This is a genomic window from Streptomyces sp. CB02009, from assembly GCF_001905825.1.
Lineage (GTDB): Bacteria > Actinomycetota > Actinomycetes > Streptomycetales > Streptomycetaceae > Streptomyces.
The window spans coordinates 514,626-540,689 of the sequence record NZ_LIVV01000005.1 but is presented as its reverse complement, the minus strand read 5'-3'; the positions used below and the strand labels follow the sequence as shown (position 1 = coordinate 540,689).

The following is a 26,064-nucleotide window of genomic DNA, read 5'->3' as shown; positions in this document are numbered from 1 at the left end:
TCAGCCCGCCGTACGGGGGATCGTCTTCTCCCACGTCCGGTGGAAGACGACCTCCCCGCCCTCCTTGCACACCACCTCGTTCACCGTGAAGAACGCGTCCGCGTCGCAGGTGATCTCCGAGCGGGTGTCGACCGTGACGTCCCAGGCCAGCTCCGGACGGTGGAGCCGGATCGACCACTCCGAGCGCGTACGGGCGGACAGCGGCCCGCTCTCGTCGATCGCGTACGTCTCCACCGCGTCTTCGGTGAACTCCAGGCCGTCGGGGTACACGCGCGTGCCGCCGTACTTCGGGTCGACCTCCAGGGTCCACTCGCCCTTCGCCACGTCCCTGACCACCACCCGCTCCGGGCGCGGTTCCTCCAGGGTGCGCGGGAACACGACGCCGAGCGGCTCCGACTGCTCCGGCTCCTCCCACGTGACGGCGTCCTGGGTGGGGCGGCGGACCGGCAGGGTCAGGGAGGAGCCCGCCGGGTCCAGGGTGAAGCCCGCCGCGTCCGGCTGCGGCCAGATCCACGGCCAGTACGTGGAAGAGACCGCGAGGCGCACCCGGTGGCCGGGCGCGAAGGCGTGGCCGATGCCGTTCAGCTCGAAGACGAAGCTCTCCGTCTCGCCGATCTGCGCCTCCACGGCCCGGTCGCGGCCGTAGCGGGCGGAGAAGTTCAGCACCCCCCGGGTGACCAGGGTGGACGAGCCGTCGGGGGCGATGTCGCAGAGGCGGGCGACGACCTGCCCGGTCGGGGCGGCCGAGCGCAGCGCGAGGCTCACCGACGGGCGGCCGAGGATCTCCACGGGCCCGCCGTCCTCCGGGACGGGGAAGTCGAAGCAGGCGGAGTGGGCGTCCTCGTCGCGCTGGTCGGGTGGCAGGTCGGCGTCGTTGCCGAAGGGGAAGAAGCGGCCCGCGTCGAGCCCGGTCTGCTGGGGCGAGTCGACCACGACCGGCACGCCCTGGAAGGCGTACGTCACGGGGGTGACGTTCGGGGAGGGCCAGGCGGGGTCGGCGACCCAGCGCCCCGGCAGCTCGTCGTACACCGTCGCCGGCAGGTGCGAGTCGCTGATCCAGGAGCGGAGCAGCGGCTCGGCCATCACGTCGTTGTCGGCGTCCTTGAGGTGGTGGTCCCACCAGCGCAGGGTCTCCTGGAGGAAGCCGATGGCCGGGCCGGGCGGCAGGCCGCGGTCCGGGTACTGGTGCGACCAGGGGCCGATGATGCCGCGCACCCGGTCCTGGGGGAGGTGCTGGGCGAGCCGCAGGACGGTGTCGCGGTACGGGTCGTGCCAGCCGCCGACGGCGAGGACGGCGGCCCGGATCGCGCCGTAGTCCTCGCAGACGCTGCCGTGCCGCCAGTACGCGTCGCGGGTCTGGTGGGAGAGCCAGGTGTGCAGGAACGGTTCGACGGCCTCCAGGCGCTTCAGCCACATCGCGCGCCACTCCTCGCCCACGTGCTGCGGGTCGGGCGGGCGGCAGACGAAGGCGAGCATGGTGGCGGCCCAGGCGTGCATGTCGACGGCGAGGACCGAGCCGCCCATGTAGTGGACGTCGTTGTCGTAGCGGTCGTCGGTGGAGCAGACGGTGACGATCGCCTTCAGCGGCTCGGGGGCGAGCGCGGCGATCTGGAGCGAGTTGAAGCCGCCCCAGGAGATCCCGAACATGCCGACCTTGCCGGTGCACCAGGGCTGCTCGGCGAGCCAGTTCACGACGGCCACGCCGTCGGCCAGCTCGACCGGGTCGTACTCGTCGCCGGGCAGGCCCTCGCTGTTGCCGTGGCCGCGGACGTCGACGCGTACGGAGGCGTAGCCGTGGCCCGCGTACCAGGGGTGGCGCTGCCAGTCCCGGGGCGCCGTCCAGTCGGTGAGCCGGTACGGCAGGTACTCCAGGAGCGCCGGCACGGGTTCGTCCGTGAGCGGCCGCCACACGCGCGCGTACAGCCGCGTCCCGTCCGGCAGCGGGATGCGGAGGTCCTCGTGGCGGGTCTCGTACGGGAAGTCGGTACGGATCTTCGTCATCACGTCACCTCAAGGGACGGGTGGGCGGTCCTCAGTGGACGGGGTGCATGGTGCGGCGCAGCCAGGGCGCCAGGGCGATCACGACGAGGCCGACGGCCACGGCGATGGCGCCGTTCACACCGAAGTAGACGGGCTTGGAGACGTCGTCGTAGAGCTTCACGGTCTGCGCCTGGATGCCGTTGGCGAGCGCGAGCGAGAGGAACCAGAGCGACATGGTCTGGCTGGAGAAGGCCTTCGGGGCGAGCTTGCTGGTGGCCGACATCCCGGAGGTCTCCAGGAGCACGTCGCCGAGGCCGAGCAGCAGGTACGAGCCGACGATCCACCAGGCGGCCATCCGGTACGTGTCGTCGGCGTGCCCGGAGGTGGGCAGGACCATCAGGAGGAACGACAGACCGCCGAGGATCACGCCGAATGCGATCTTGTTGGAGGCGTGCGGCTGCCGGTGTCCCATCCGGGCCCAGACGGCGGCCACGACGGGCGCCAGGGCCACCTCGAAGGCGCCGAGGGCGGAGGCGTACCAGCTCGCCGGGAAGTCGAAGCCGAGGATGGTCGTACGGGCGTTGGTCGACGCGAGCAGGATCATCGTCGAGTACGCCTGGAAGAGGATGAAGTTGAAGGCGACCGAGGCCAGGAACAGCACGACGTACGGCCTGAGGCGGCCGCGCTCCTCCGCGGTGACGCGGGGGCTCGTGAACATCACCCAGAAGTAGACGACCGGCGCGATCACCGAGATCACGGTCAGCACGTCCACGAAGCGGTCCATGGTCAGCCAGCCCGCGAGCGCGAGGGCGGTGCCGGCGGCGGCCACGACCACGGCCCCGGCGATCATGAGCTTGACCGCCCGCCGCAGGGCCTCGGGGGCCAGCGCGAACTCGGCGGAGTGCTTGCGCCCGGCCAGGTGACGGCGGCCCGCGACGTACTGGATCAGGCCGAGCGTCATGCCGAGCGCGGCGGCCGAGAAGCCCCAGTGGTAGCCCTGGTGGTCGGCGAGCCAGCCGGTGATCAGCGGGCCGGCGAACGCGCCGATGTTGATCGCCATGTAGTAGAGCGCGAAACCGGCGTCCCGGCGGTCGTCGTCCGTCCGGTACAGCTTGCCGACCATGGTCGCCACGTTCGGCTTGAGCAGTCCGGTGCCCGCGCTGATCAGACCGAGGCCCACCCAGGTCATGGCGGCCGTGGGCACGGCCATCGCGTAGTGGCCGCAGGCGATCAGGATGCCGCCCCACAGGACCGCCCGGTACGAGCCGAGGATGCGGTCCGCGAGCCAGCCGCCGGCCACGGAGACCAGGTAGACGAGCGTGCCGTACGCCGCGGCGACCGAGGCCGCGGTGCCCGACGCCATGCCGAGACCGCCGTCGGAGACGGCCGCGGCGAAGTAGAGGACGAGGATCGCCTGCATGCCGAGGAAGGAGAACCGCTCCCAGACCTCCAGGCCCGAGAGGGTCAGCAGACCCCGGGGGTGCCCGAGGAAGGCGTGGTCGTCCTCGGGGGGAGGCTGCTCGCTGTTCGGATCGGTGTCGATCGTTGTTCGGGACAAAGGGCATACTCCTGGTCGTATGAGCTGATCCCGAACATACCGGGGGTGACGGGAAGGCGCCCACGGTGATCGAAAGGTGACCGGATACGCTGGCTTGAGTGAATCGAGCGACACATCGACAATCCATGTGATCGTCAGCGTGATCGCCCGCAATCCGTGTGAACGATTCGTGGGAACATCAGCAGGCGTCAGCAGACAGGAGACCCCCTCGTGACCGTCGTCGGGCCGTTCGGTCTTAGCGTGCGGGACCAGGCTCTTGAGGCCGATGTCCAGACCGGTTTGGCGGCAGTGGAGGCGGGCCTCCTCGACGCCACCAAGAGCGATGTCCCCTTCATCACGGAGGCCGCCCAGCACCTCGTCCTGGCCGGCGGCAAGCGGTTCCGCCCCCTGCTCGTGATGCTCGCCGCCCAGTTCGGCGACCCCTACGCGCCCGGCGTCGTCCCCTCCGCCGTCGTCGTCGAACTCACCCACCTGGCCACCCTGTACCACGACGACGTCATGGACGAGGCCGACGTCCGCCGCGGTGTCGACAGCGCCAACACCCGCTGGGGCAACTCGATCGCCGTCCTCACGGGTGACTTCCTCTTCGCCCGCGCCTCGCACACGCTCGCGGACCTCGGTCCCGAGGCCGTACGCATCCAGTCCGAGGCGTTCGAACGCCTCGTCACCGGCCAGATCCTGGAGACCGCCGGCCCGCAGGAGGACCGCGACCCGGTCGACCACTACCTCGACGTCCTCGGTGGCAAGACCGGCTCCCTCGTGGCCGTCTCCTGCCGCTTCGGCGCCATGATGTCCGGCGCCGACGAGAGCGTCGTCGACATCCTCACCCAGTACGGCGAACGGCTCGGCGTCGCCTTCCAGCTCGCCGACGACGTCCTCGACATCGCCTCCGACTCCCACGAGTCCGGCAAGACCCCCGGCACCGACCTCCGCGAGGGCATCCCGACCCTGCCCGTCCTGCACCTGCGGGCCGCGGCCGCCGCGCACGGGCGCCCCGAGGACCTGGAGCTCGTCGAGCTCGTCGACGGCGACCTGACCGACGACGCCCGGCACGCCGAGGTCCTGCGCAGGCTCCGCGCCCACCCGGCCCTGGAGCAGGCCCGCCGCGACACCGTGCGGTACGCCGAGGAGGCGCGCGCGATGCTCGCGCCGCTGCCGGACGGATACGCGAAGGCGGCCCTCGCGGAGATGTGCGACGCGGTGGTGCACCGGGCGGGCTGACGGCCTCCGGGAAGCGGCGTACGGGAACTGCGCACGGACGGGGCCGACGGCCTCCGGGAAGCGGCGTACCGCCCCCGGGGGCGGCTGCCCGCGGACGCCCTGCGGACGCCCCGTGGACGCCCCGAGGACGTCCCGCGGGCGGGGTCGACGCCGTCCGTCGCTGTCCTCCGCCGTCCGCCGCACGGGCGGCCCGTCTCAGGGTCGGGTCATCCCGAAGCAGTACGCGAGGTTGATCCCCGGGGCTGACGTTTCCGCCCCTCCCTTTTGGTGAGATGGAGACATCGACCACGAGGGCCCGTGAGGGCACGGAGGTAGGGGAGACCATGGCAGAGTCCCGTAAGGCGAGCCGGTACATCGTCCCGGTCGCGGTGGCAGGAGTTGCCGCGGCGACCATCGGCCTCGTCCCGGCGCTGGCGGCGTCCGGCGACCCCGATCTGCCGGAGATCACCGCTCAGCAGCTCATCGAGAAGATCGCCGCTTCCGACACCCAGACCCTGTCCGGCACGTTCCGGATCTCCACTGACCTGGGGCTGCCCCTGGAGGGCCTGACGTCCGGCCTCGGCGGCCTCGCCGGCGGCATGGGCGGCGGCGCCGGCGGCGGCTCGTCGGCCGACCCCTCGGAGCGGCTGACCCAGCTCGTCTCCGGCAGCCACACCCTGCGGGTGGCGGCGGACGGCCCCGAGCGCCAGAAGCTGACCCTGCTCGACGGCTCCGACGAGTACAGCCTGATCCACAACGGCGACGACGTCTGGGCCTACGACAGCAAGTCCAAGGAGGTCTTCCACGAGAAGGCCCCGGCGGACGCGGACGCCCCCGGCGCCCACGAGGGACCGAAGGACCAGGAGCTGCCGGGCACGCCCAAGCAGCTCGCGGACGAGGTCCTGAAGGCGGCGGGCGACACCACGTCGATCACCGTCGACGGCACGGCGAAGGTGGCCGGCCGGGACGCGTACCAGCTGGTGATCAAGCCGAAGCAGTCCGGTTCGACGGTCGAGTCCGTGAAGATCGCGGTGGACGCGACGAACGGCACCCCGCTGAAGTTCACCCTCTCCTCGGTCGAGGGCGGCAAGCCCGTCGTCGACGCGGGCTTCACGAAGATCGACTTCTCGAGGCCGGCGGCCTCCGACTTCACCTTCAAGGCGCCGGAGGGCGCGAAGGTGACCGAGGGCGGGGCGGAGAAGGCGGCCGGCGAGAAGGGCGACCCGTTCGACGGACCGCTGCCGGAGGGCCTTGAGGACGCGTTCGGCGGCTTCGGCCCCGGCCTCGACTCCGGCAAGGGCGGCGTGAACGTCATCGGCGAGGGCTGGACGACCATCGCGAAGATCGACAGCGGGGCGCCGGTCCCCACGACGGACGAGGCGCCGAAGGAGTTCCAGGGGCTCCTGGACTCCTTCGGCGACAAGGTCACCGGACCGTTCGGCTCGGGCACCCTCTTCAAGACGAAGATCGTGAACGCGCTCCTCACCGACGACGGCAAGGTGTACGTCGGCGCGGTGACGAAGGACGCGCTGGTGGCCGCGGCGAACGCCGGCAAGTAGAGCTGTACGGCTCTGCTTCCGCAGGGAAGAGAGTTGGGACCCCGGGCGGGTCGGGGGCGATGTTCACCGACCCGCCCGGGCGTTCGTGTGCGCCTGCGCCTGCGCCTGCGCTTGCTCCTGAGCCTGCGGCCTTAGGGGAACGTCAGCTTGAAGCTGTTGATGTAGCCGGTGTCGGCCGAGGCCTTGTCCTGGACGCGGAGCTTCCAGGCGCCGTTGGCTACCTCGGAGGAGGCGTTCACGGTGAAGGTCTGGACGATGTTGTCGGCGCTGCCGCCGGACCGGTTGGACAGGCTGTAGGCGGAGCCGTCCGGGGCGACGAGGTCGACGACGAGGTCGCCGCGGTAGGTGTGGACGATGTTCACGTCCACCTTGAGGGCGGAGGGCGCGTTGCCCGTGATGCCCGTGACGTTGACCGTCGAGGTCACCGCGGCGCCGTTGTCCGGGATGGACACGTCGGCCGTGTTCTCGAAGACCGTGCCGGGCGGCGTGGTCGTACCGGCGGACAGCGTCCAGATCGCGTGCGCGATCGCGTCGCTGTTGCGGTCGAGAGCGGTGTCGTTGATGTTCGACGTCGTGTCGCAGGACGAGTGGTAGCAGCGGTCGAAGGCCGTGGCCGTACCGCCCCACTTCTGCACCTGGGCACTGGACTTGACCCGGCTGGCACCCGTGAAGAGGCCGCCGACGGGAACGCCGACGTTCTTGAAGGACGCGTGGTCGGAGCGGCCGTCGCCCTCCGTCTCGATCTCCGTCGGGACACCGAGACCGCCGAAGTAGTTCTTGAAGGTCGTCTCGATCGTCGGGTCGTCGTCGTAGACGAAGTAGCCCGGGTTCGGCGAGCCGATCATGTCGAAGTTGAGGTAGCCGGAGAGCTTGGCGCGCTCGGCGGTGGGCAACTGGGACACGTAGTACTTCGAGCCGACGAGACCGAGCTCCTCTGCGCCCCACCAGCCGAAGCGCAGGTGCTTGGTGGGCTGGTAGCCGGAGCGGGCGACGGCGAGGGCGGTCTCCAGGACGGCCGCGGAGCCGGAGCCGTTGTCGTTGATGCCGGGACCCGAGGTCACGGAGTCCAGGTGCGAACCGGCCATCAGGACCTGGTTCGGGTCGCCGCCGGGCCAGTCGGCTATCAGGTTGTAGCCGGTGGATCCGCCGGAGGTGAACTGCTGCACGGTGGTGGTGTATCCGGCGGCGTCCAGCTTCGCCTTCACGAAGTCGATCGATGCCTTGTAGCCGGTACGGCCGTGGGCGCGGTTGCCGCCGTTGGCGGTGGCGATCGACTGGAGGTCCGTCAAGTGCTGCTTGACGTTGGCCAGCGGGATGTCGGGCGCGGCAGCGGCCGCGGCCGGGTTGGCCGAGGCGGTGGTGCCGGTGAGGCCGGAGAGGGCGAGCGCCGCGAGAGCGGCGACCGCGGTGGCTTGGGTGACACGTCTGGGCACGGAGATGGTCATCTGTGGGGGCTCCGGATTCCGAACGGGGATGGGACGGAACGTGCGAGACGCCTCGGGCTGGAGTGCCACGAGGCGCTGGAGCTGTGCGAGTGCGTGTGCTGTGTTCAGTTGTCTGGGTGTTCAGATGTTCTGTTGTGCGTGCTGAATGTTCAGTGAGATTTTGACTCCGCGTCAAGAGCGGAAACCGGTCAGACCTGTTCGCTCATCGGACAAGCGCGTCGGCGACGGCCTCCCGCACCCCCGGGTCGGGATCGTGCGCCAACTCCCTGAGCAGCACGTCGACTCCGGGCGTCGACCAGGAGGAGGCGGCCTCGACGAGGGCGATCCGCACGGCCGGGTCGTCGTGCCGGGCGAGCCGGGAGAGCCGCGCCAGCGGGGCGCGCCGCCGCATCCCGTACCAGCGGAGCGCCTCACGGAGCGCCGCCGTGTCGCCGCGCGCCTCGGCGGCCTCGACCCGGGCGAGCAGGACGCGGGGGGCGGGCGGCGGACCGTCGAGCGGATGGGGCCGCCGCTCACGGAGCCGACGGGCGCCGTAACCGCCGCGGTCCCGGCAGCCGAAGCAGAGGCAGGGCGGCCTGCCGTGGGCGCCGGGGAAGTAGCGCCACCCGTTGACCTGGCGCACGGGCCGGATGTGCCGGACCTCGGAGGGGGCGACGGAGCGCGGAAGGAACACCTCCCAGCCCCGGCAGTCGTCGGCGCCGGCGACCCGCCGCACGGCCTCGGCGGCCGACACCTGCGGGGGCCGGTGGTCGCTGTACCGGCCGACGGTCACGGGCTCGTCGTCGGGCAGCCGCACGTGGACGGCGACGAGCCCACGAGGCCCGGGGCGACGGGCGAGCTCGCGCAGCCACTGGTGGGTGAGGGTGTACGAGGGGAGCACGGGGAAGAGGAACACGCCGCGCCACCGATCATGCCCGGCAGCCTTGAGACCGGCACGACGGACGCGGGCGGAGTGGACGGCGGGGGTGAGGTGGACGAAGGTCGCCATGGGCGGGAGCGTAGGAGGCCCGGGGGGTGCTCTTCGAGCGAGTTTCGGGGGAGGGGGAGGCGGGTTGTTGGGGTTCCGGGGGTGGGCCGGGTTGGGGAGCCTCGGGTGCGGCCGCCCTCTTTCCGAGTGTGGCGTCCTCCGCCGCCGCGTCAAGGGCGCTCCCTGCGGTCGCGTCGCTGCGCGATGGGCTGCGCCCACCCTTGACCCGGCGGCGGAGGCCGCCTTTTCACACTCGGAGGGCGGCCGAGGGCCGGGGCCGCGCGGATGCCGGGTAGGGGCCGGTCGTGGTGGGCGGGCGTCGGCCGGTGGGTGGGGGCTTGGTTTGTGGCCGGGGTCGGTGGGCGTTGTTCCGTGGGTTCGGGGTGCGCGGTTGTTGAATGGGGCGGCCCGGCGGCGCTTAGCGGCCGACCGTCGTCGTTCGGCTGGGACTCAGGCCCCGCTGGTCACTCCCGGTGGGTGGTGAGGAGCGAACGGCGTGAGTTTCTCGCATTTCACCGCCCGATAAGGGCGATTCGCACCCAATGAGGCATCTTTCGGGGTGTGTTACTCGGAGTAGCCCGCAGTTTCCTCCACTCACACCCCACCGGGGGTGACCAGCGGGGCCTGAAGCCCCACCGCGAACGACCTTCCGCCGCTGAGCCGGGCCCGGCTGCCCCATTCAACTGCCGCGCACCCACCCACCGGCCGGCACACGCCCGCCGACGGCGGCCACTGCCCGAGGCCCGGCGTGGACCCGGTCCCCTGGACCGCCCTCCGAGAGTGTTTTCGCTCCTGGAGGTGGTGGGTCAAGGGTGGCCGAAGGCCATCGCGCAGCGACGCGACGAAGGAGCGCCCTTGACGCACCGCCGGAAGGAGCGACTCTCGGAAAGAGGGCGGTCCCACCCGTCACTCACACACCCGGCCCACTCTGAGGACCCCACCCGAGGCACCCGCCGGGCCCCCCACCTGCACCTTCCCCCTCCACCGCGCGTGTTACCGTCCGCCGGTTGATTCATTGCAGGGGGTTATTTTGCGCAAGCTTCTGGGGTCCGGTGTCGCGGCGGTGCTTCTCGCCACCGGCGGCATCATGGGGGCGGGGACGGCCGTCGCGGCCGGGGACCCGACATTCTCGTTCGACGGCGTCGACGACATCGTCCTGATGCCGGGTGAGGGCTGGGGCGAGCTGTCCCCGTCGTCCACCAGCGGACAGGTCGACGGCCGGCCGGACGGCACGTACGTCTACGCACTGAGCAAGAAGCCGCTCACCGACGCCACCTGGTCCGGCGGCGGTCTCCCCGCCGGGCTCCGTGTGGACCGGGCGGACGGCTGCAAGGCCAAGGCCGGGACCGCCGGGGTCTACCTGTGCGACGTGAAGGACTGGAACAACCCGGGGCCCGTGGTCTCCGCCACGAGCACCGCCGCCAACGGCACCAAGGCCTACTACGGGCTCGTCTACGTGCCCCGCGGCTCCAGCCTCGACGCCGGCGTCAAGGAGGCCCAGACCGCGGGCTCCAAGGCCATCGGCACGCGCCGGGCTCACGCGGCGATCGTCGCCAAGACCAAGGCCCAGGTCGCCAAGAACACCATGACGCCGTCCACGCCCGCGCTGCCCGCCGGCGGCACGGTCAAGCACACGGTGAAGCTTCACGCCGCCGACAAGGGCCGGATCGTCATCAGCCTGGGCGCGGCGCCCGGTTTCCGTCACTGGGACGGCGGCGAGCTCAAGGTCAGCGTCGACGGTGTCACCGCGGGCGGTGCCGCCGGCGCCGCGTGCGACCACTCGCTCGGCGAGCTGGGCCACGGCGGCGACGTCCGCTGCGACATCAAGGCCCCTGGCGACTACACCGTCACCTACGGCCTGAAGGCCGGGGCCACCGCGCCCGCCTGGCGGCTGCGGAACACCATGACGTACGAGGTGTACTCCTTCGGCACGGGCAACCCGGAGAAGGTCTCGGACTTCGCGGTCTCCAGCCCGATCCCGGTGACCGAGCGCTACCGGCTCGTGGGCCGTTCCGCGAGCGGTGACCTGTACGACTACCGGGGCACGGGCAAGGCCTCGCGGCCGTTCGGCTCGCCCGAACTCGTCGGCGGCACCCCGACCTGGAACCAGTACTCGGCGCTCACCCGGCTCGGTCCGGTGACCGTCCAGAGCACCGGACCCGGCGCGGTCGCGCGGGACAGGAGCGGCGTGCTGTGGTTCTACCGGATGTCCGGGGACGGCGGCATCTACAAGGACCGGCTGCGCGTCGGTGCCGGCTGGAACTCCTTCACCATCCTGGCCGGTGCCTCGGACCTGACCGGCGACAAGAAGGCGGACCTCCTCGCGCGGGACACCGCGGGCGTCCTGTGGCTGTACCCGGGCACGGGCAGCACCGCGGCGCCGTTCGGTGCGCGCGTGCGGATCGGCGGCGGCTGGGGCGGGTACAACTCGCTCGTCGGCGGCACCGACGTGACCGGTGACGGCAAGGCCGACCTGGTCGCCCGTGACACGGCGGGCCGGCAGTGGCTCTACCAGGGCACGGGCGTGTCGGCCCGTCCGTTCGGCGGGCGGACGCAGATCGGCACCGGCTGGCACGTCTACAACTCCATGGTGGCGCCCGGCGACCTGAACTCCGACGGCAAGGCGGACCTCGTGGCCCGCGACGGCTCGGGTGTCCTCTGGTACTACCAGGGCACGGGCCGGGCGGCGCAGCCGTACGCCACCCGCGCGAGGATCGGCGCCGGCTGGCAGACGTACAACACGCTGTTCTAGACGCCCGTCTGCGCCGCTCCCGGCAGCAGCACGCGAAGCGGTCCCCGTCCCTGTGGCGGGGGCCGCTTCGTGCGTCCGGGGACGTGCGTCCGCGGGCGTACCCCCCTCGGCTTTCAAGATCATCAAGGGTGCAGAATGAGCCGTATGCCTCAGTCGAACACCCCGAAAACGGTAATAATCGACGACGCCCCGATGGTCGGCGGCGTCCTGGCGCGCGCCTTCGGCGACGACCCGATGATGCGCTGGTTCTTCCCCGACGACGCCTCGCGCGAGGCCGGGCTTGAGCGGTACTTCACCACCCTCTTCACGCGGCAGTACGGTCCGCACGGCGTGTGCGAGCGCACCGAATCGGCCGCCGCCTTCTGGGTGGCGCCCGAAGGTCAGGACAAGGCCGTCCCCGACGCCGTCACCGTCCAGGCGCTCCAGGAGATCCTCGGCGACCGCGCCGATGTCTTCCGCCGGGCCGTGGAGGCGGCCGCCGAGCACACGCCCCCCGAGCCCCACTGGTACCTCGCCGTCATCGGCGCCGACCCGGCCGCCCGCGGTCAGGGCCACGGCTCCGCGCTGCTGCGCTCCGGTCTCGCCCAGGCCGACGCCGCCGGCATGCCGGTCTACCTGGAGTCCTCCAAGCCGGACAACCTCCCCGTCTACGAGCACTTCGGCTTCGTCGTCCTCGGCGAGGCCTCCCTGCCCGGCGGCGGCCCCACCCTCTGGGCCATGCGGCGCGCGCCCCGCGACCCGTCCGGCGGCTGACCTCACGGAGTGTGCGGATGGAGCGGCGGACGCGGGGGGTCCGGCGTAGGGTCGGCATCCCGGCCGCCGTCTCCCCCGAAGGAGCGCACCTCATGAAGATCGCCGTACTCGGCACCGGCGAAGTCGGCCGTCGGTTCGCCACCAAGCTCGCCTCCCTCGGGCACGAGGTCGCCATCGGCTCCCGTACCGCCGACAACGCCGAGGCCGTCAAGTGGGCCGAGGAGTACGGCGGCGAGCACGGCGGGCACGGGACCTTCGCGGATGTGGCAGGGCCCGCCGAGCTCGTGGTCAACGCGACCGGCGGTCTCGTCTCCCTCGCCGTGCTGCGGTCCGTGGGCGCGGACGGGCTGCGCGGCAAGGTCCTCCTCGACGTGTCGAACGGGCTCGACTTCTCCGAGGGCTTCCCGCCCAAGGTCGTCACGCCCGACGGCGTCAGCGTCGCCGAGCAGCTCCAGCGGGCCTTCCCTGAGGCCCGGATCGTGAAGTCGCTGAACACCATGACCAACACGGTCATGGTCGAGCCCGGCCGCGTCCCGGGGCACCACAACGTCTTCCTCAGCGGCGACGACGAGGACGCGAAGGCCGTCGTCGCGGGCCTGCTCGGCTCCTTCGGCTGGGCCCCCGACCGGATCCTCGACCTCGGTGACCTGACGAGCGCCCGCGCGACCGAGCAGCTCGTCCAGCTGTGGCTGCGGCTCTACGGGATGCTCGGCACCGGCGACTTCAACTTCTCGGTCGTTACGGGGTCGACGCCGGCGCCGGCGCCTGCCGCCTGAGCACCTGCGGTCCCTGACCGCGCAGGTGGTCGAGGAGCCCCGCGGGCTCCGGGTACGGCTCCTCGCGCGGGAGCAGCGCCCGGGCCGCCTCCAGGTCGCCCGAGCGGACGAGTCCGTGGATCCGGCGCGCGAGCGGGGTCACGTCGCGGACGGAGACCGTCCACTCGTCCGCGTACCGGCGGGAGGCCTCGCCCGAGAGGCCGAGCTGGAGGGAGCGGTACGGGAGTTCCCGGAGCTGCGGATCGCGCTCCGGGTCCCACTGGACGCGCGCGGGAGCCTGCCTCAACTCCCGCTTCCAGGTGGCCTGGTCGGGGTGGAACCCGCGCTTGTAGTGGGAGAGGCAGGCGTTGCGCAGGGCCCACTCGAAGCCCTCGCGGGTGATCTCCACGGCGAGGACGGTCTCCTGGCCCTCCTTCTCGCCCCAGCCCGAGCGGTACATCATCCACAGGAACGACGGCTTGATCCAGGTCATCCGGTCCCGCTTCCAGGCGGCCGGAAACCGTCCTTCGCGGGCGGCGGGCAGGCCGATCCCGGGCCGGTACGCCTGGTAGACGGTGACCGTACGGTCGGTGTGGAGCGCGCGGATGCGGTACTTCGGCTCGTCGCTGGCCGGCTTCTTCTCTTCCATGGCCATGAGGATGGGTGAAGTCGGGGGCGGGGGCCACCGGTTATCCGCGTCGTGTCCGGGCCCAGTCCGCGCCCAGTGCGCGCCCAGTGCGCGTCGTGCGCGGGCGGGCCCGTCAGGCCGCCGTCGTCGCCTCCCGTGCGTCGTACTCCTCGCGGGCCGCCGCGATCTCGTTCTGGTGCTGCTCGGTCCAGGTGACGAGGGAGCGGATCGTGGTGTGCAACGTGCCGCCCAGGGGCGTCAGTTCGTACTCGACGCGGGGCGGGACGACCGGGTGGACCGTGCGCTTCACCAGGCCGTCGCGCTCCAGCTGGCGCAGGGTGACGGTCAGCATGCGCTGGCTGACGCCGTCGATCTCGCGCTTGAGCTCGGTGAAGCGCATCACCCGGCGGTCGAGGAGGGCGATGACGAGGAGCGACCACTTGTCGGCGACCCGGTCGAGGATCTGCCGCACCTCGCAGTCCTCACGGGTGTCCCACTGGAAGGGGTCGGGGTCGCCGTCGTCCCCGTACGTTTCCGTGCAGTGACTCGGCACCTTCGCGGTGAGTTCCATGGCACAGGATGATTCCGCAGGAGAACGCCGGTTACAAGAGGGAACTGCCCCTCTGGCCAGTAACCGACCCTCGCGTCGGTAACCGCCTCCGCTGCTGCGACCAAGGTCACGGCCCCGGCGCCTCGGCGCGCCCCTAATCTGGTGAGATGAACGATTCGCCCGGCTGCCCGCTGATCGGCGTCGCCGCCACGTACATGCCCCGGCTCTCGGAGGCGACCTCCGCGCCGGGGCTCGCGGCGGCCGTCGACCAGCACGCCGCGGCCGTGCGCGACGCCCTGGTCCCGGCCCAGCGGGGGCCGCGGGGCCGGAGCGTCCGGCGGGAGGAGCTCGCCGACTACGTCCTCGGGTTCACCGACTGGCTGACCGGGGCCGACTGGACCGAGCCCGTCGGCCACGACTTCGCGACCCTCCGCCTGACGGCGGTCTGCTGGCTGATCCGGGAGTACGACCTGCTGGACGCCTGAGGTCAGGGCGCCTGCCGGGCGGGGGGTGCCGCCGGCGCCGCTGCCCGGGAAGGCTCCGTGGCCACGACCGCCGCCTCGACGACCGCCGCCCCCTCGGCCACGACCGCCGCCCCGGCCGTCGTCTTCGCCGCCTCCATCGCCGCCCGGCTCCGGCGGGCCGACCGCAGGGCGTCCCAGGTGAGGATCGTCAGGGCGAGCCAGACGAGCGAGAAGCCCGCCCAGCGCTCCGGCGGCATCTCCTCGTGGAAGTAGAGGATGCCGAGCAGGAACTGGAAGGTCGGCGCCAGGTACTGGAGCAGGCCGAGCGTCGACAGCGGTACGCGGATCGCGGCCGCCCCGAAGCAGACGAGCGGCACCGCCGTGACGATGCCGGTGGCGGCGAGCAGGGCCGTGTGGCCGGCGCCGTGGGAGCCGAAGGCGAGGGTGCCCTGGGTCCCGAGCCAGACGAGGTAGGCGAGGGCCGGCAGGAACTGGATGGCGGTCTCGGCGGCGAGCGACTCCAGGCCGCCGATGTTGACCTTCTTCTTCACCAGGCCGTAGACGGCGAAGGAGAAGGCGAGGGTCAGGGAGATCCAGGGCGGCTGCCCGTATCCGATCGCCAGGACGAGGACGGCGGCGAAGCCGATGCCGACCGCGGCCCACTGCGCGGGGCGCAGCCGTTCCTGGAGGACGAGGACGCCGAGGGCGATGGTGACGAGCGGGTTGATGAAGTAGCCGAGGGAGGCCTCGACGACGTGGCCGGTGTTGACGGACCAGATGTAGAGGCCCCAGTTCACCGTGATGACGGCGGCGGCGACGGTGATCAGGCCGAGCTTGCGCGGGCTGCGGACGAGCTCGCGCACCCAGCCCCAGCGGCGCACCGCGAGCAGGGCGACGCCGACGAAGACCAGGGACCACGCCATGCGGTGGGCGAGGATCTCGACCGATCCGGCGGGCTTGAGGAGGGGCCAGAAGAGCGGGACCAGACCCCACATGCCGTAGGCGCCGATCCCGTAGAGCAATCCTGCTCGTTCCTCGTTCTCCGTCTTCACCGGACCTCCTGCCCTGTGCCGCGCTGTCCTGTCGAAGGTAGCGCCGACGGGGCAGGTTGTCATGCCCGTACCGCGATACGGTCATGACCGGTGGAGGCGGCGGTCAGGAGCCGGCGAGGGCTTCCTTGATCGTCACGGCGATCGGGGTGGTCGGGCGGCCGATCAGGCGGGCCAGGTCGCCGGTCTGCCGGGCGAGCGCGCCGTGCTCGACGGCCCGGTCGACGTCGACCAGGATCTCGGCGAAGGGGGCCGGGACGCCGGCGCCGGTGAGGATCGCGAGGTGCGCCTCGGCGGGCACGTTGCTGTACGTGATCTCCCGGCCGGACTGGGCGGCGACCTCGGCCGCGTACTCGGCGAAGGACCAGGCGGTGTCGCCGCTCAGCTCGTACGCCGCGTTCAGGTGCTCCTCGGCGGGGCCGGTCAGGACGGCGGCCGCGGCGGCGGCGTAGTCGGCGCGGGTGGCGGAGGCGACCCGGCCCTCGCCGGCGTTGGCGACGACGGCGCCGTGGGCGAGGACGGGGGCGAGGTTCGCGGTGTAGTTCTCGGTGTACCAGCCGTTGCGGAGGAAGGTGTAGGGCAGCCCGGACGCGAGGATCAGCCGCTCGGTGGCCTTGTGCTCGGCGGCCAGGTCGAAGTCGGCCTCGTCGCCGCCGAGGACGCCGGTGTACGCGAGCTGGGCCACGCCGGCGGCCTTGGCGGCGTCGATCACGGCGGCGTGCTGGGCGACGCGCTGCCCGACCTCGCTGCCCGAGACGAGGAGCACCCGGTCGCCGGCCGCGAAGGCTCCGGCCAGGGTCTCCGGCTTGCTGTAGTCCGCGATCCGCAGCTCGACACCGCGCTCCGCGAGGTCGGCGGCCTTCGCCTTGTCGCGGACGACGGCGACGACGGACGCGGCGGGGACGGTGGGGCTGGAGAGGAGGGAGTCGATGACGAGACGGCCGAGCTGGCCGGTGGCTCCGGTGACGACGATGCTCATGGTGCGTCCTTTTCCCGTGGTGTGCGAGGGGCTGTGCGGTGTGCGATGCACTCACCGTACGTCGGGCGCTAACCATTCGAAAGTACCCACTTTGAAGTAAGGTACTGGCATGGGAGTAAGTGCGCGATCCGAGAAGCCCGACGTGAACCAGTCGATCTGCCCCTCGCGGCTCGTCCTGGAGCACGTCACCAGCCGCTGGGGCGTCCTGGTCCTGGCCGCCCTCCTGGAGCGCCCGTACCGCTTCAGCGAGCTGCGCCGGCACATCGGCGGCGTCAGCGAGAAGATGCTCGCCCAGACCCTCCAGACCCTGGAGCGCGACGGCTTCGTCCACCGGGACGCCAAGCCGGTCATCCCGCCCCGCGTCGACTACAGCCTCACGGAACTGGGCACCGGCGCGGCCCGCCAGGTCTGGGAACTGGCCCGCTGGTCGGAGCGACAGGTCGCCGCGGTGGAGGGGGCGCGCGAGCGGTACGACGACGCTCGTCGCGAGAGCGCTACCGGTTGGTCTCAATGATGTTGTAGCCAGGGCGAGTTGCCCCGCCGGGCCGTACGATCTGCCTCACTTCGGGGATTCTGTGGACATGAGGTGGGGGACTCGTGGCAGACGGACATGTGTACGGAACGACCTACGGAAAGCCGTACGGAAAGTCGTACGGCAGAGCCGGCCGCGCCTGCTGCGCGCTGCTCGCGGGGGGGCTGTTCCTCGCGGGCTGTTCGGGCGGGGGAGGAGACGGCGGCAAACCGGGTGGCGCCAAGACCACGAGCGATGCGAAACCCCCGACCTCTGCCGCGCCCCCGACCCCGACCGGCTTCGCCTTCACGCCCGACCCGGCTAAGGCGCCGGAGACCCGGGCCGATGCCAAACGCCTCGCGCTCGCCATCGTCGCGGGCCCGGACTCCTGGGGCCCGGACTACGTCAAGCGCGAGCCGTACCTGAGCGTCGAGGACTCCTGGCCCGTCCTTCCCGCCGACTGTCGCTGGGAAAGCACGGACCTCCCGCCCACCGTCCTCTACACCGTCACCTCCCACAGCGAGATCCCCGCAGCGGGCGGCAAGGGGCTCGCCCGGGTCACCGCCACCGTCACCGTCCACCGTTCGGCCGACGACGCCGACTGGGAGATGTCCGAGACCCTGGAGGAGGCACTGCGCTGCCCCGACCAGACGCTGAGGCAGGGTGAGCGGATCTCCGGTCTGCTGTCGCTCGGCAACCCCGGCATCGGCTCGAACATCACCGCGCAGGACTCCATCAACGAGCTCGGCAAGTACATCAACGACTCGGTCAAGGGCGAGCACTACTACGGCTGGTCGCAGTCCCGCATCGGCCAGGTGACGGTCGCGGCGTCCGTCAAGGGCGGGCCCGGCCACACCGACAAGGCACTCAACACGTCCATGGCGCAGGCCCTGGTCGCCATGCTCAACCGCGTCCTGGCCGAGTTGGAGGTCCAGTCATGAGCCCTGCCGCCCCCGCGGGAGACCACCCCGAGAACGAGCCCGGGGACGAGGCGAGAGCCCGGGCCGGAGCGCCGGACGGGACTCCGGACGGCACTCCGGTCGAGACTCCGGACGCGGCCTCCGGCGGACCGTCGTCCGGGAGCCCGGCCGGCAGCCCGCCCGACCCGGCCGCCGCCCCCTGGCTCCCGCCGAAGCCGGCCGACGCTCCCCCGCCCCAGCCCCTGCCCCCGTCGGCCGGCGGCGCCGTTCCGCCGCCGTCCCTGCCCCCCGCTGCTCCCGTGTCCCCGCCCCCGCCCGCCGCTGCTCACATACCCCCGCCCGTCGGCCCCCCGGCACCCCCGAGCCCCCCGGCCCCCGCGCCCGGCGCGCTGCAGGCGCTCCTGCCCTCCGACCCCTCCCTGATCGCCGGCTACCGCCTTCTCGGACGGCTCGGCGCGGGCGGCATGGGCGTCGTCTACCTGGGCCGTACCGAGAACGGCGAGCTCGCGGCCGTCAAGGTCACCCACGCCGACCAGGCCGAACAGCCCGACTTCCGGGCCCGGTTCCGCCGGGAGGTCGAGGCCGCCCGCCGGGTCTCCAGTCCCTGGGCCGTGCCCGTCACCGGCGCCGATCCGGACGCCCCCGAACCGTGGATGGCCACCGCCTTCGTCGCCGGACCCTCCCTCGGCGAGGCCGTCACCGCGCACGGGCCGCTGCCCGAGCGGAGCGTCCGCCTCCTCGGCTGGTCCGTCGCCCGCGCCCTGGCCGCCGTGCACGCGGCCGGGCTCGTCCACCGCGACGTCAAGCCCGGCAACATCCTGCTCGCCGTCGACGGCCCGCGCCTCATCGACTTCGGCATCGCCCGTGCCACCGGGGAGACCGCGCTCACCGCCACCGACATGGTCGTCGGCACCCCCGGCTTCCTCGCCCCCGAGCAGGCCGAGGCCCGCGTCGACGCGATCGGCCCGGCCGCCGACGTCTTCGCTCTCGGCTGCCTCCTCGTCTACGCGGCCACCGGCCGCCCGCCGTTCGGCACCGGCGCCGTGGACGCCCTGATGTACCGGACCGTCCACGACGAGCCCGACCTCAACGGTGTACCGGGCGGCCTGCTCGACGTGCTGCGGGCCTGTCTCGCCAAGGACCCGGCCGCCCGGCCCGCCGCTCAACAGGTCGCCGTTGCGCTCGTCGAGGACACCCGGGGCGCAGACGCCGACTGGCTGCCCGCCCCCGTCGTCCGGACCATCGCCGAGCGCTCGGCCCGGATGCTGGCCCTCCCCGACATCGACGCCACCACCGCCGGCACGACGCCGGCCGCCCAGGAGGCACCGAGCAGACGCCGCTTCCTGACGCTCGTCGCCGGCGGCGCCGTGCTCGTCGCGGGCGCGGGCGCGGCCGCGTGGGCGGCGTTCGGCGACGACGGGAAGGCCAAGGCGCTGCCGCCGCCGGAGCCCCGCAAGTGGACCATCGGAGTCCAGGCAGATCTGAGCGGTCCCGCCAAGGACCTCGGCCGCGCCCAGGAGCGGGGCGTCCGGCTCGCCGTCGAGCGGTTCAACGCCCGTAAGGACAAGCCGTTCACGCTCGACGTGAAGGTCTCCGACGACGGCGGGGACCGCACCCGCGCGCTCGCCGCCGCCCGCGCCCTCACCGGAGACCGCGACGTCCTCGGGATCATCGGCCCCACCTCCGACTACACGGGGCTCACGGCGCTGCCCGCCTACGACGAGGCCCGCCTCCCGGTCCTGACCGTCTCCGCGGGACTGAACCTGCTGATCAACCCCGCGACGCCGCAGGGCCTGAGCATCGTGCGGGCCTGCCCCATGCACCCCTTCGGGGCCATGGGCCTCGCCTACTACGTCCAGGCCAAGACCCGGAGCGTCCGGCCCGGCCTCCTCCAGGAGCGCACCGACGACACGTACTCCTGGCAGTACGTCGTCGGGGCCAACTTCGGCTTCAAGCAAGCCGGGATCGTGCCGCGGCCCCGGGTGATCCCGAGCGGCGCCAAGCGCCTGGAGCAGGTCCTCGGTGAGATGGTCGACGCGGGCATGGACGCTTATCTCCACGCCGGGCTCGCCCCGAGTGCGGTCCGGGCCGCGAAGGAACTCGACGCCCTCGGCTTCACGGGCATGCGCATCACCGGCCAGCACGTCTTCGGGCAGGAGTTCCTCGACGGTGCCGGGAAGGCGGCCGAGGGGTGGGTCGTGGGCGCTCCCGTCGTCGACCCCACCACCAGGAAGGAGGCCACCGAGCTCGTGGCGGCCCACCGCAAGGCGTACGGCACGGTCCCCGCCTTCTACACGGGCGAGGCCTACGACGTCACCAACCTGCTCGTCCAGTACGTGGAGAAGGCCGCCAAGGGCGGGAAGCGACCCGACCGCACCGCCCTCGCGCCTCAGCTCCGCAAGGCCAAGTACCAGGGCGCCATGGGTGGTTACTCCTTCGACAAGGACGGCAACCTCAACGGCGTCGGCACCTTCATGTACGTCGTGGAGAACGGCCGGTACAAGCCACTGGAGTTCGCGCCCAGCCTCCCGCGCAAGGCCGGGGGGAACTGACCGGTGCAGCCGCTGCGCAAGGCCGACCCGTCGGCCATCGCCGGATACCGGCTGCTCGGCCGTCTCGGCGCCGGAGGCATGGGCGTGGTCTACCTCGCCCGCTCCGGCGGCGGGGCGCTCGCCGCGCTCAAGCTCATCCGGGCCGAGCACGCCGCCGACCCCGGTTTCCGGGAGCGGTTCCGCCGCGAGGCCGCGGCCGCCGAGCGGATCACCGGGCGCTGGGTCGTACGGGTGCTCGGCGCCGACCCGGAGGCCCGGGAGCCGTGGCTGGCGACCGAGTTCGTGCCGGGCCCCTCGCTGGCCGAGGCCGTCGCCCTGCACGGCGCGCTGCCCGAGCCGACCGTACGGGCCCTGGGCGCCCGGCTGGCGTCCGCGCTCGGCGACATGCACGAGGCGGGGCTCGTGCACCGGGACGTGAAGCCGGGGAACGTCCTCCTCGCCCTCGACGGCCCGCGCCTCATCGACTTCGGCATCGCGAGGTCCGCCGGGGCGACCGCGCTCACGGCCACCGGCGCGATGATCGGCACCCCCGGCTTCCTCGCCCCCGAGCAGGCCAGAGTCGCCGGGGCGGGCGAGGTCGGACCGGCGAGCGACGTCTTCTCGCTCGGCTGCGTCCTCGCGTACGCCTTGACGGGGGAGCGACCCTTCGGCACGGGCGCCGTGGCGGCGGTCGTCTACCGGACGGTCCACGAGGAGCCCGACCTCACCGAGGTGCCGGACACGGTCCTCCCCCTTGTCAGAGCCTGTCTGGCGAAGAACCCGACGGACCGCCCGACGGCGCTCGAGGTGAGGGCCGCGCTGGGGGAGGCGGACGGGCCGGCGGGTGACTGGCTGCCGCCGGGCCTGCCCGCGCTGATCGCCCAGCGCTCCTCGCGGGTCTTGGACCTGCCGGTGCCCGAGCCGACGATGCTGGTCGACGCCCCGCCGCAGAAGGGGCCTTCGCGCCGGCGCGTGCTGATCGGCGGCGCCGCGGCGGCCGTCGTCGGCGCCGGCGGCCTCACCGCCTATCTGGCGAACCGGGGCCCGGCGGCCGGTGGTCCGGGCGGGCCGCCGCGCACCCTCGCCACCCACACGATCGGCGTCCAGACCGATCTGAGCGGCGCCCGGAAGACGGACGGCCGGGGCCAGGAGCGGGGCGTCCGGCTGGCCGTGGAGACCTTCAACGCCCGCGCCGACCGGCCGTTCGACCTGGCCGTGAAGGTCCGCGACGACGGCGGTGACCCGCGTCGGTCGGTGACCGCTGCCGAGGCCTTCGGCAAGGACCGGTCCGTCATCGCCGTCGTCGGGCCGACGAACGAGGAGGTCGTGCTTGCCGCGCTCGGCATCTACCAGCGGAACGAGCTGGTGTTCGCAAGCGTGGCGGCAGGAACGGCCAGCGAGACCGTCAGTGAACTCGGCAGCAATCCGGCCTACTTCGAGATGCGCCCCGTCCGTGACGTCCTGTCGCTCGGTTTCTCGACGGTCTCCATCACCCGGAAGTACCGCCGGGTCGCCGTGATCGAGGACAGGGCGGCCGGCGCCTTTGCCTGGTTCCTCGCCAAGAGCGCCCAGGACGCCATGGGCCAGGCCTCGATCACGCTCAGCCGCCACCAGGTGGCCGCTGACAGCGATGACTTCGGGCCCGCTGTCCGGGCCGCGCTGGCCGCGGGTGCGGAGGGCGTCATGTACGCGGGCACGTCACCGCGCCGGGCCGCCCTGTGCGCGCTGGAGCTGCGGGCGCAGGGATTCAAGGGCTTGTGCGGAAGCGTCGAGTACGTGCTCGAACCGGAGTTCTTCAAGGTCGCGGGCTCCGCTGTCGAGGACTGGCGCATCGGCACCACGTACGTCGACCCGGCCCTGATGCCCGGGGCGAAGGCCTTCACCGCCGCGTACCGCAAGAGGTGGGGCCTGTCCGGTGCGGTGCCCGTCGACCGGTACGCGGTCGAGGCGTACGACGCGGTGCTGTCCGTCGCGGAGGCGATGCGGAGCCTGGCGAAGGACGGGCTGCCGATGGAGCGGAGCGCGCTGACACGGCGGCTGCGGGAGCGCACGTATCAGGGTGTGGTGAAGCAGTACGGCTACGAGACCGCCAAGACCTACCGGTACATGGACCAGGTGTTCATCCACCGGATCCAGCGGGGGGTGCCCCGCTTCCTCGGGGTCTTCGAGAAGGTCGCCGAGGACGACGTCGCCGCCCGGAAGAAGCGTCAGACGCAGGGCACATGACGTGACAGGGGGCACGGCCGTGCGGCCGTGCCCCCGAGGTCGTGGCGTCCGGTCTAGCCCACGACCGTCCACGTGTCGTTGCCCGCCAGCAGCCGGCCCAGGTCGCCCTTGCCGTGCCGCTCCACGGCCGTCTCCAGCTGGTCCGCCATCAGCGTGTCGTACACCGGGCGATCCACCGACCGGAACACCCCGATGGGGGTCTGGTGGAGGGTGTCCGGGTCCGCCAGGCGGGAGAGGGCGAAGGCCGTGGTCGGGGTGGCCGCGTGGGCGTCGTGGATCAGGATCCGCGACTCGTTGTCCGGGGTCACGGTGACGACCTGGAGGTCGCCGGTGGCCGGGTCGCGGACGACGCCCTTCTCGTTCTCGGCGCCGAAGCGGATCGGCTGCCCGTGTTCGAGGCGGATGACCGCTTCCTTGGCCTGGTCCTTGTCCTTGAGGACCTCGAAGGCGCCGTCGTTGAAGATGTTGCAGTTCTGGTAGATCTCGACGAGCGCCGTGCCGTTGTGGTCGGCGGCCTGCCGCAGGACCTCGGTGAGGTGCTTGCGGTCGGAGTCGACCGTGCGGGCCACGAAGGAGGCCTCCGCGCCGAGGGCGAGCGACACCGGGTTGAAGGGCGAGTCCAGGGAGCCCATCGGCGTCGACTTGGTGATCTTGCCGACCTCGGAGGTGGGGCTGTACTGGCCCTTGGTCAGCCCGTAGATCCGGTTGTTGAACAGGAGGATCTTGAGGTTGACGTTGCGCCGGAGGGCGTGGATGAGGTGGTTGCCGCCGATGGACAGCGCGTCGCCGTCGCCCGTGACGACCCAGACCGACAGGTCGCGGCGGGAGGTGGCGAGGCCGGTGGCGATGGCCGGGGCGCGGCCGTGGATCGAGTGCATCCCGTAGGTGTTCATGTAGTACGGGAAGCGGGAGGAGCAGCCGATGCCGGAGACGAAGACGATGTTCTCCTTCGCCAGGCCCAGCTCCGGCATGAAGCCCTGGACGGCGGCCAGGACCGCGTAATCACCGCAGCCGGGGCACCACCGCACCTCCTGGTCGGACTTGAAGTCCTTCATCGTCTGCTGCGCCTCGGCCCGGGGGACCAGGTGGAGGAGGGACTCACTCATCGATGGCCTCCTTGAGAGCCGCGGCGAGCTGCTCGGCCTTGAACGGCATGCCGTTGACCTGGGTGTGGCTGCGGGCGTCGACGAGGTACTTCGCCCGGACGAGGGTGGCGAGCTGGCCGAGGTTCATCTCGGGAACGACGACCTTCTCGTACCGCTTGAGGACCTCGCCGAGGTTCCTCGGGAAGGGGTTGAGGTGCCGCAGGTGGGCCTGGGCGATGTGGCCGTTCTCCCGGCGGATGCGGCGGACGGCCGCCGTGATCGGCCCGTAGGTGGAGCCCCAGCCGAGGACCAGGGTCCGTGCGCCGTCCGGGTCGTCGACCTCGATGTCGGGGACGTCGATGCCGTCGACCTTGGCCTGCCGGGTGCGGACCATGAACTCGTGGTTGGCGGGGTCGTACGAGATGTTCCCGGTGCCGTCCTGCTTCTCGATGCCGCCGATGCGGTGTTCGAGGCCGGGGGTGCCCGGCACGGCCCACGGGCGGGCCAGGGTGTCCGGGTCGCGCTTGTACGGCCAGAAGACCTCGGTGCCGTCGGCCAGCTCCTGGTTCGGGCCGGTGGCGAACTGCGTCCGAAGGTCGGGGAGTTCGTCGACGTCCGGGATGCGCCAGGGCTCGGAGCCGTTGGCGAGGTAGCCGTCGGAGAGCAGGAAGACCGGCGTGCGGTACGTGAGGGCGATCCGGGCCGCCTCGATCGCCGCGTCGAAGCAGTCGGCGGGCGTCTTCGGGGCGACGATCGGGACCGGCGCCTCGCCGTTGCGCCCGTACATCGCCTGGAGCAGGTCGGCCTGCTCGGTCTTGGTGGGGAGGCCGGTGGACGGGCCGCCGCGCTGGATGTCGACGATCAGCAGCGGCAGCTCCAGGGAGACCGCGAGCCCGATCGTCTCCGACTTGAGCGCCACGCCGGGGCCGGAGGTGGTCGTCACGCCGAGCGCGCCGCCGAAGGCGGCCCCGAGGGCGGCCCCGATGCCGGCGATCTCGTCCTCGGCCTGGAAGGTGCGGACGCCGAAGTTCTTGTGCTTGCTGAGCTCGTGGAGGATGTCCGAGGCCGGGGTGATGGGGTACGAGCCCAGGTACAGCGGCAGGTCCGCCTGGCGCGAGGCGGCGACCAGGCCGTACGAGAGGGCCAGGTTTCCCGAGATGTTCCGGTAGGTGCCGGTCGGGAAGGCCCGGGTCGCGGGGGCGACCTCGTACGAGACGGCGAAGTCCTCGGTGGTCTCGCCGAAGTTCCAGCCGGCCCGGAAGGCGGCGACGTTGGCCTCGGCGATCTGCGGGTTCTTCGCGAACTTCTGCCGCAGGAAGGTCTCGGTGCCCTCGGTCGGCCGGTGGTACATCCAGGAGAGCAGTCCGAGCGCGAACATGTTCTTGGAGCGCTCGGCCTCCTTCCGGGACAGGCCGAACTCCTTGAGCGCCTCGACGGTCAGCGTGGTCAGCGGTACGGGGTGGACCCGGTAGCCGTCCAGTGAGCCGTCCTCGAGCGGCGAGGTCACGTAGCCGACCTTGGCCATGGCCCGCTTGGCGAATTCGTCGGTGTTGACGATGATCTCGCCCCCGCGCGCCACGTCCCCGATGTTGGCCCTGAGGGCGGCGGGGTTCATCGCGACCAGCACGTTCGGGGCGTCGCCCGGGGTCAGGATGTCGTGGTCGGCGAAGTGCAGCTGGAAGGACGAGACGCCCGGCAGGGTTCCGGCGGGTGCTCGGATCTCGGCCGGGAAGTTCGGCAGCGTGGAGAGGTCGTTCCCGAAGGACGCCGTCTCCGAGGTGAAGCGGTCACCTGTCAGCTGCATGCCGTCACCGGAGTCACCCGCGAAGCGGATGATCACCCGATCGAGCCGGCGCACTTCCTTCTCGGTGCCGTGGTGCGGCTTCGCCGGGGCACTGCGCTGCTCCCCGAGCAATGCCTCACCGGCCTCGCTACTGACCTGGCTGGTCACTGAACTGGACCTCCCTCGCGGCAAGGGGACTCTCCGCCGGAGGCGGGAGAAGGCTCGGGACGCGGTCGGCTGATCACCGTCCGTCCCGAGGCCCACCCTACGACGGTAAGGGGGGCCTTCCCGGGACTTCTCGCATCATGGACCTCTTTTTGAGATGCCCTCTTGCCTAGAATTGTCACGTTCTGTCGCCACCCGGAGTGT

General features: G+C 72.0%; 20 protein-coding genes. 10 read left to right on the top strand and 10 right to left on the bottom strand.

Annotation, left to right across the window (positions count from 1 at the left end; genetic code table 11):
* Together AMK27_RS22055 and AMK27_RS22050 are read right to left on the bottom strand one after the other, a co-directional pair.
* The gene (locus AMK27_RS22055) at positions 1–2,001 is read right to left on the bottom strand and encodes a CocE/NonD family hydrolase (RefSeq protein WP_073910993.1); all 2,001 of its coding nucleotides are present in this window, start codon (positions 1,999–2,001) and stop codon (positions 1–3) included.
* Positions 2,002–2,032: 31 nt separating this feature from the next.
* A complete protein-coding gene (locus AMK27_RS22050) occupies positions 2,033–3,538 on the bottom strand; it encodes a peptide MFS transporter (RefSeq protein ID WP_073910990.1) in 1,506 nt (501 codons plus the stop codon).
* A gap of 210 nt (positions 3,539–3,748) precedes the next feature.
* Here AMK27_RS22050 and AMK27_RS22045 point away from each other — a divergent pair, with 210 nt between their 5' ends.
* Positions 3,749–4,759: a polyprenyl synthetase family protein gene (locus AMK27_RS22045; protein ID WP_073910987.1), complete on the top strand. Its 1,011-nt coding sequence runs from the start codon at positions 3,749–3,751 to the stop codon at positions 4,757–4,759.
* Positions 4,760–5,082: 323 nt separating this feature from the next.
* Entirely contained in the window at positions 5,083–6,297 is a 1,215-nt protein-coding gene (locus AMK27_RS22040; protein WP_073910984.1) for a LolA family protein, read from the top strand.
* Between the two features lie 131 nt (positions 6,298–6,428).
* On the opposite strand, the gene AMK27_RS22035 is transcribed toward AMK27_RS22040, so the two are convergent.
* Together AMK27_RS22035 and AMK27_RS22030 are read right to left on the bottom strand one after the other, a co-directional pair.
* On the bottom strand, positions 6,429–7,742 hold the full coding sequence (locus AMK27_RS22035; protein ID WP_073910981.1) for a M28 family metallopeptidase: 1,314 nt from the start codon (positions 7,740–7,742) through the stop codon (positions 6,429–6,431).
* 202 nt (positions 7,743–7,944) lie between these two features.
* A complete protein-coding gene (locus AMK27_RS22030; protein ID WP_073910978.1) occupies positions 7,945–8,730 on the bottom strand; it encodes a HEAT repeat domain-containing protein in 786 nt (261 codons plus the stop codon).
* A gap of 1,009 nt (positions 8,731–9,739) precedes the next feature.
* Between AMK27_RS22030 and AMK27_RS22025 the strand changes: the two genes are divergently transcribed.
* The 3 genes from AMK27_RS22025 to AMK27_RS22015 all read left to right on the top strand — a co-directional run bounded on the left by AMK27_RS22025 (position 9,740) and on the right by AMK27_RS22015 (position 12,990).
* Entirely contained in the window at positions 9,740–11,461 is a 1,722-nt protein-coding gene (locus AMK27_RS22025; protein WP_073910975.1) for an FG-GAP repeat domain-containing protein, read from the top strand.
* A gap of 135 nt (positions 11,462–11,596) precedes the next feature.
* Positions 11,597–12,214: a GNAT family N-acetyltransferase gene (locus AMK27_RS22020; protein ID WP_073910972.1), complete on the top strand. Its 618-nt coding sequence runs from the start codon at positions 11,597–11,599 to the stop codon at positions 12,212–12,214.
* A 92-nt stretch (positions 12,215–12,306) separates the two neighbouring features.
* Positions 12,307–12,990 (top strand): NADPH-dependent F420 reductase, encoded by a 684-nt coding sequence (locus tag AMK27_RS22015; protein WP_073910969.1) that lies wholly within the window; start codon positions 12,307–12,309, stop codon positions 12,988–12,990.
* Here AMK27_RS22015 and AMK27_RS22010 read toward each other — a convergent pair.
* Both AMK27_RS22010 and AMK27_RS22005 read right to left on the bottom strand, forming a co-directional pair.
* Positions 12,953–13,618 carry a DUF4291 domain-containing protein gene (locus AMK27_RS22010; RefSeq protein WP_073911890.1) on the bottom strand — a complete coding sequence of 222 codons (666 nt, stop codon included), beginning with the start codon at positions 13,616–13,618 and terminating at the stop codon, positions 12,953–12,955. The genes AMK27_RS22015 and AMK27_RS22010 overlap by 38 nt on opposite strands.
* A 112-nt stretch (positions 13,619–13,730) precedes the next feature.
* Positions 13,731–14,168 carry a winged helix-turn-helix transcriptional regulator gene (locus AMK27_RS22005; RefSeq protein ID WP_073910966.1) on the bottom strand — a complete coding sequence of 146 codons (438 nt, stop codon included), beginning with the start codon at positions 14,166–14,168 and terminating at the stop codon, positions 13,731–13,733.
* A gap of 146 nt (positions 14,169–14,314) precedes the next feature.
* Between AMK27_RS22005 and AMK27_RS22000 the strand changes: the two genes are divergently transcribed.
* Complete coding sequence (locus AMK27_RS22000; RefSeq protein WP_073910963.1) at positions 14,315–14,632, top strand: DUF6401 family natural product biosynthesis protein; 318 nt, start codon at positions 14,315–14,317, stop codon at positions 14,630–14,632.
* Between the two features lie 2 nt (positions 14,633–14,634).
* On the opposite strand, the gene rarD is transcribed toward AMK27_RS22000, so the two are convergent.
* Complete coding sequence (gene rarD / locus AMK27_RS21995) at positions 14,635–15,663, bottom strand: EamA family transporter RarD (RefSeq protein ID WP_073910959.1); 1,029 nt, start codon at positions 15,661–15,663, stop codon at positions 14,635–14,637.
* Positions 15,664–15,766: 103 nt separating this feature from the next.
* Entirely contained in the window at positions 15,767–16,639 is an 873-nt protein-coding gene (locus AMK27_RS21990) for an NAD(P)H-binding protein (protein ID WP_073910955.1), read from the bottom strand.
* Between the two features lie 109 nt (positions 16,640–16,748).
* On the opposite strand from AMK27_RS21990, the gene AMK27_RS21985 reads away from it, so the two are divergent.
* The 4 genes from AMK27_RS21985 to AMK27_RS21970 all read left to right on the top strand — a co-directional run bounded on the left by AMK27_RS21985 (position 16,749) and on the right by AMK27_RS21970 (position 22,827).
* Entirely contained in the window at positions 16,749–17,153 is a 405-nt protein-coding gene (locus AMK27_RS21985) for a winged helix-turn-helix transcriptional regulator (RefSeq protein ID WP_073910952.1), read from the top strand.
* An 83-nt stretch (positions 17,154–17,236) separates the two neighbouring features.
* Positions 17,237–18,091: a hypothetical protein gene (locus AMK27_RS21980; RefSeq protein WP_241847572.1), complete on the top strand. Its 855-nt coding sequence runs from the start codon at positions 17,237–17,239 to the stop codon at positions 18,089–18,091.
* Entirely contained in the window at positions 18,088–20,622 is a 2,535-nt protein-coding gene (locus tag AMK27_RS21975) for a bifunctional serine/threonine-protein kinase/ABC transporter substrate-binding protein (RefSeq protein WP_079188546.1), read from the top strand. The genes AMK27_RS21980 and AMK27_RS21975 overlap by 4 nt, the downstream gene beginning before the upstream one ends.
* 3 nt (positions 20,623–20,625) lie before the next feature.
* Complete coding sequence (locus AMK27_RS21970; RefSeq protein ID WP_073910948.1) at positions 20,626–22,827, top strand: bifunctional serine/threonine-protein kinase/ABC transporter substrate-binding protein; 2,202 nt, start codon at positions 20,626–20,628, stop codon at positions 22,825–22,827.
* Positions 22,828–22,880: 53 nt separating this feature from the next.
* Here AMK27_RS21970 and AMK27_RS21965 read toward each other — a convergent pair whose 3' ends face one another.
* Complete coding sequence (locus tag AMK27_RS21965) at positions 22,881–23,933, bottom strand: 2-oxoacid:ferredoxin oxidoreductase subunit beta (RefSeq protein ID WP_073910945.1); 1,053 nt, start codon at positions 23,931–23,933, stop codon at positions 22,881–22,883.
* Positions 23,926–25,863, bottom strand: coding sequence for a 2-oxoacid:acceptor oxidoreductase subunit alpha (locus tag AMK27_RS21960; protein WP_073910941.1), 1,938 nt, complete (start codon positions 25,861–25,863; stop codon positions 23,926–23,928). The genes AMK27_RS21965 and AMK27_RS21960 overlap by 8 nt, the downstream gene beginning before the upstream one ends.
* Positions 25,864–26,064 lie beyond the last annotated feature (201 nt).

Coding starts and splice junctions, on each gene's coding strand:
- AMK27_RS21965 (WP_073910945.1), bottom strand. CDS start 23,933: ATGAGTGAGTCCCTCCTCCACCTGGTCCCCCGGGCCGAGGCGCAGCAG.
- AMK27_RS22005 (WP_073910966.1), bottom strand. CDS start 14,168: ATGGAACTCACCGCGAAGGTGCCGAGTCACTGCACGGAAACGTACGGG.
- AMK27_RS22000 (WP_073910963.1), top strand. CDS start 14,315: ATGAACGATTCGCCCGGCTGCCCGCTGATCGGCGTCGCCGCCACGTAC.
- AMK27_RS22035 (WP_073910981.1), bottom strand. CDS start 7,742: ATGACCATCTCCGTGCCCAGACGTGTCACCCAAGCCACCGCGGTCGCC.
- AMK27_RS22040 (WP_073910984.1), top strand. CDS start 5,083: ATGGCAGAGTCCCGTAAGGCGAGCCGGTACATCGTCCCGGTCGCGGTG.
- AMK27_RS21975 (WP_079188546.1), top strand. CDS start 18,088: ATGAGCCCTGCCGCCCCCGCGGGAGACCACCCCGAGAACGAGCCCGGG.
- AMK27_RS22030 (WP_073910978.1), bottom strand. CDS start 8,730: ATGGCGACCTTCGTCCACCTCACCCCCGCCGTCCACTCCGCCCGCGTC.
- AMK27_RS21985 (WP_073910952.1), top strand. CDS start 16,749: ATGGGAGTAAGTGCGCGATCCGAGAAGCCCGACGTGAACCAGTCGATC.
- AMK27_RS22055 (WP_073910993.1), bottom strand. CDS start 2,001: ATGACGAAGATCCGTACCGACTTCCCGTACGAGACCCGCCACGAGGAC.
- AMK27_RS22015 (WP_073910969.1), top strand. CDS start 12,307: ATGAAGATCGCCGTACTCGGCACCGGCGAAGTCGGCCGTCGGTTCGCC.
- AMK27_RS22020 (WP_073910972.1), top strand. CDS start 11,597: ATGAGCCGTATGCCTCAGTCGAACACCCCGAAAACGGTAATAATCGAC.
- AMK27_RS22010 (WP_073911890.1), bottom strand. CDS start 13,618: ATGGAAGAGAAGAAGCCGGCCAGCGACGAGCCGAAGTACCGCATCCGC.
- AMK27_RS21990 (WP_073910955.1), bottom strand. CDS start 16,639: ATGAGCATCGTCGTCACCGGAGCCACCGGCCAGCTCGGCCGTCTCGTC.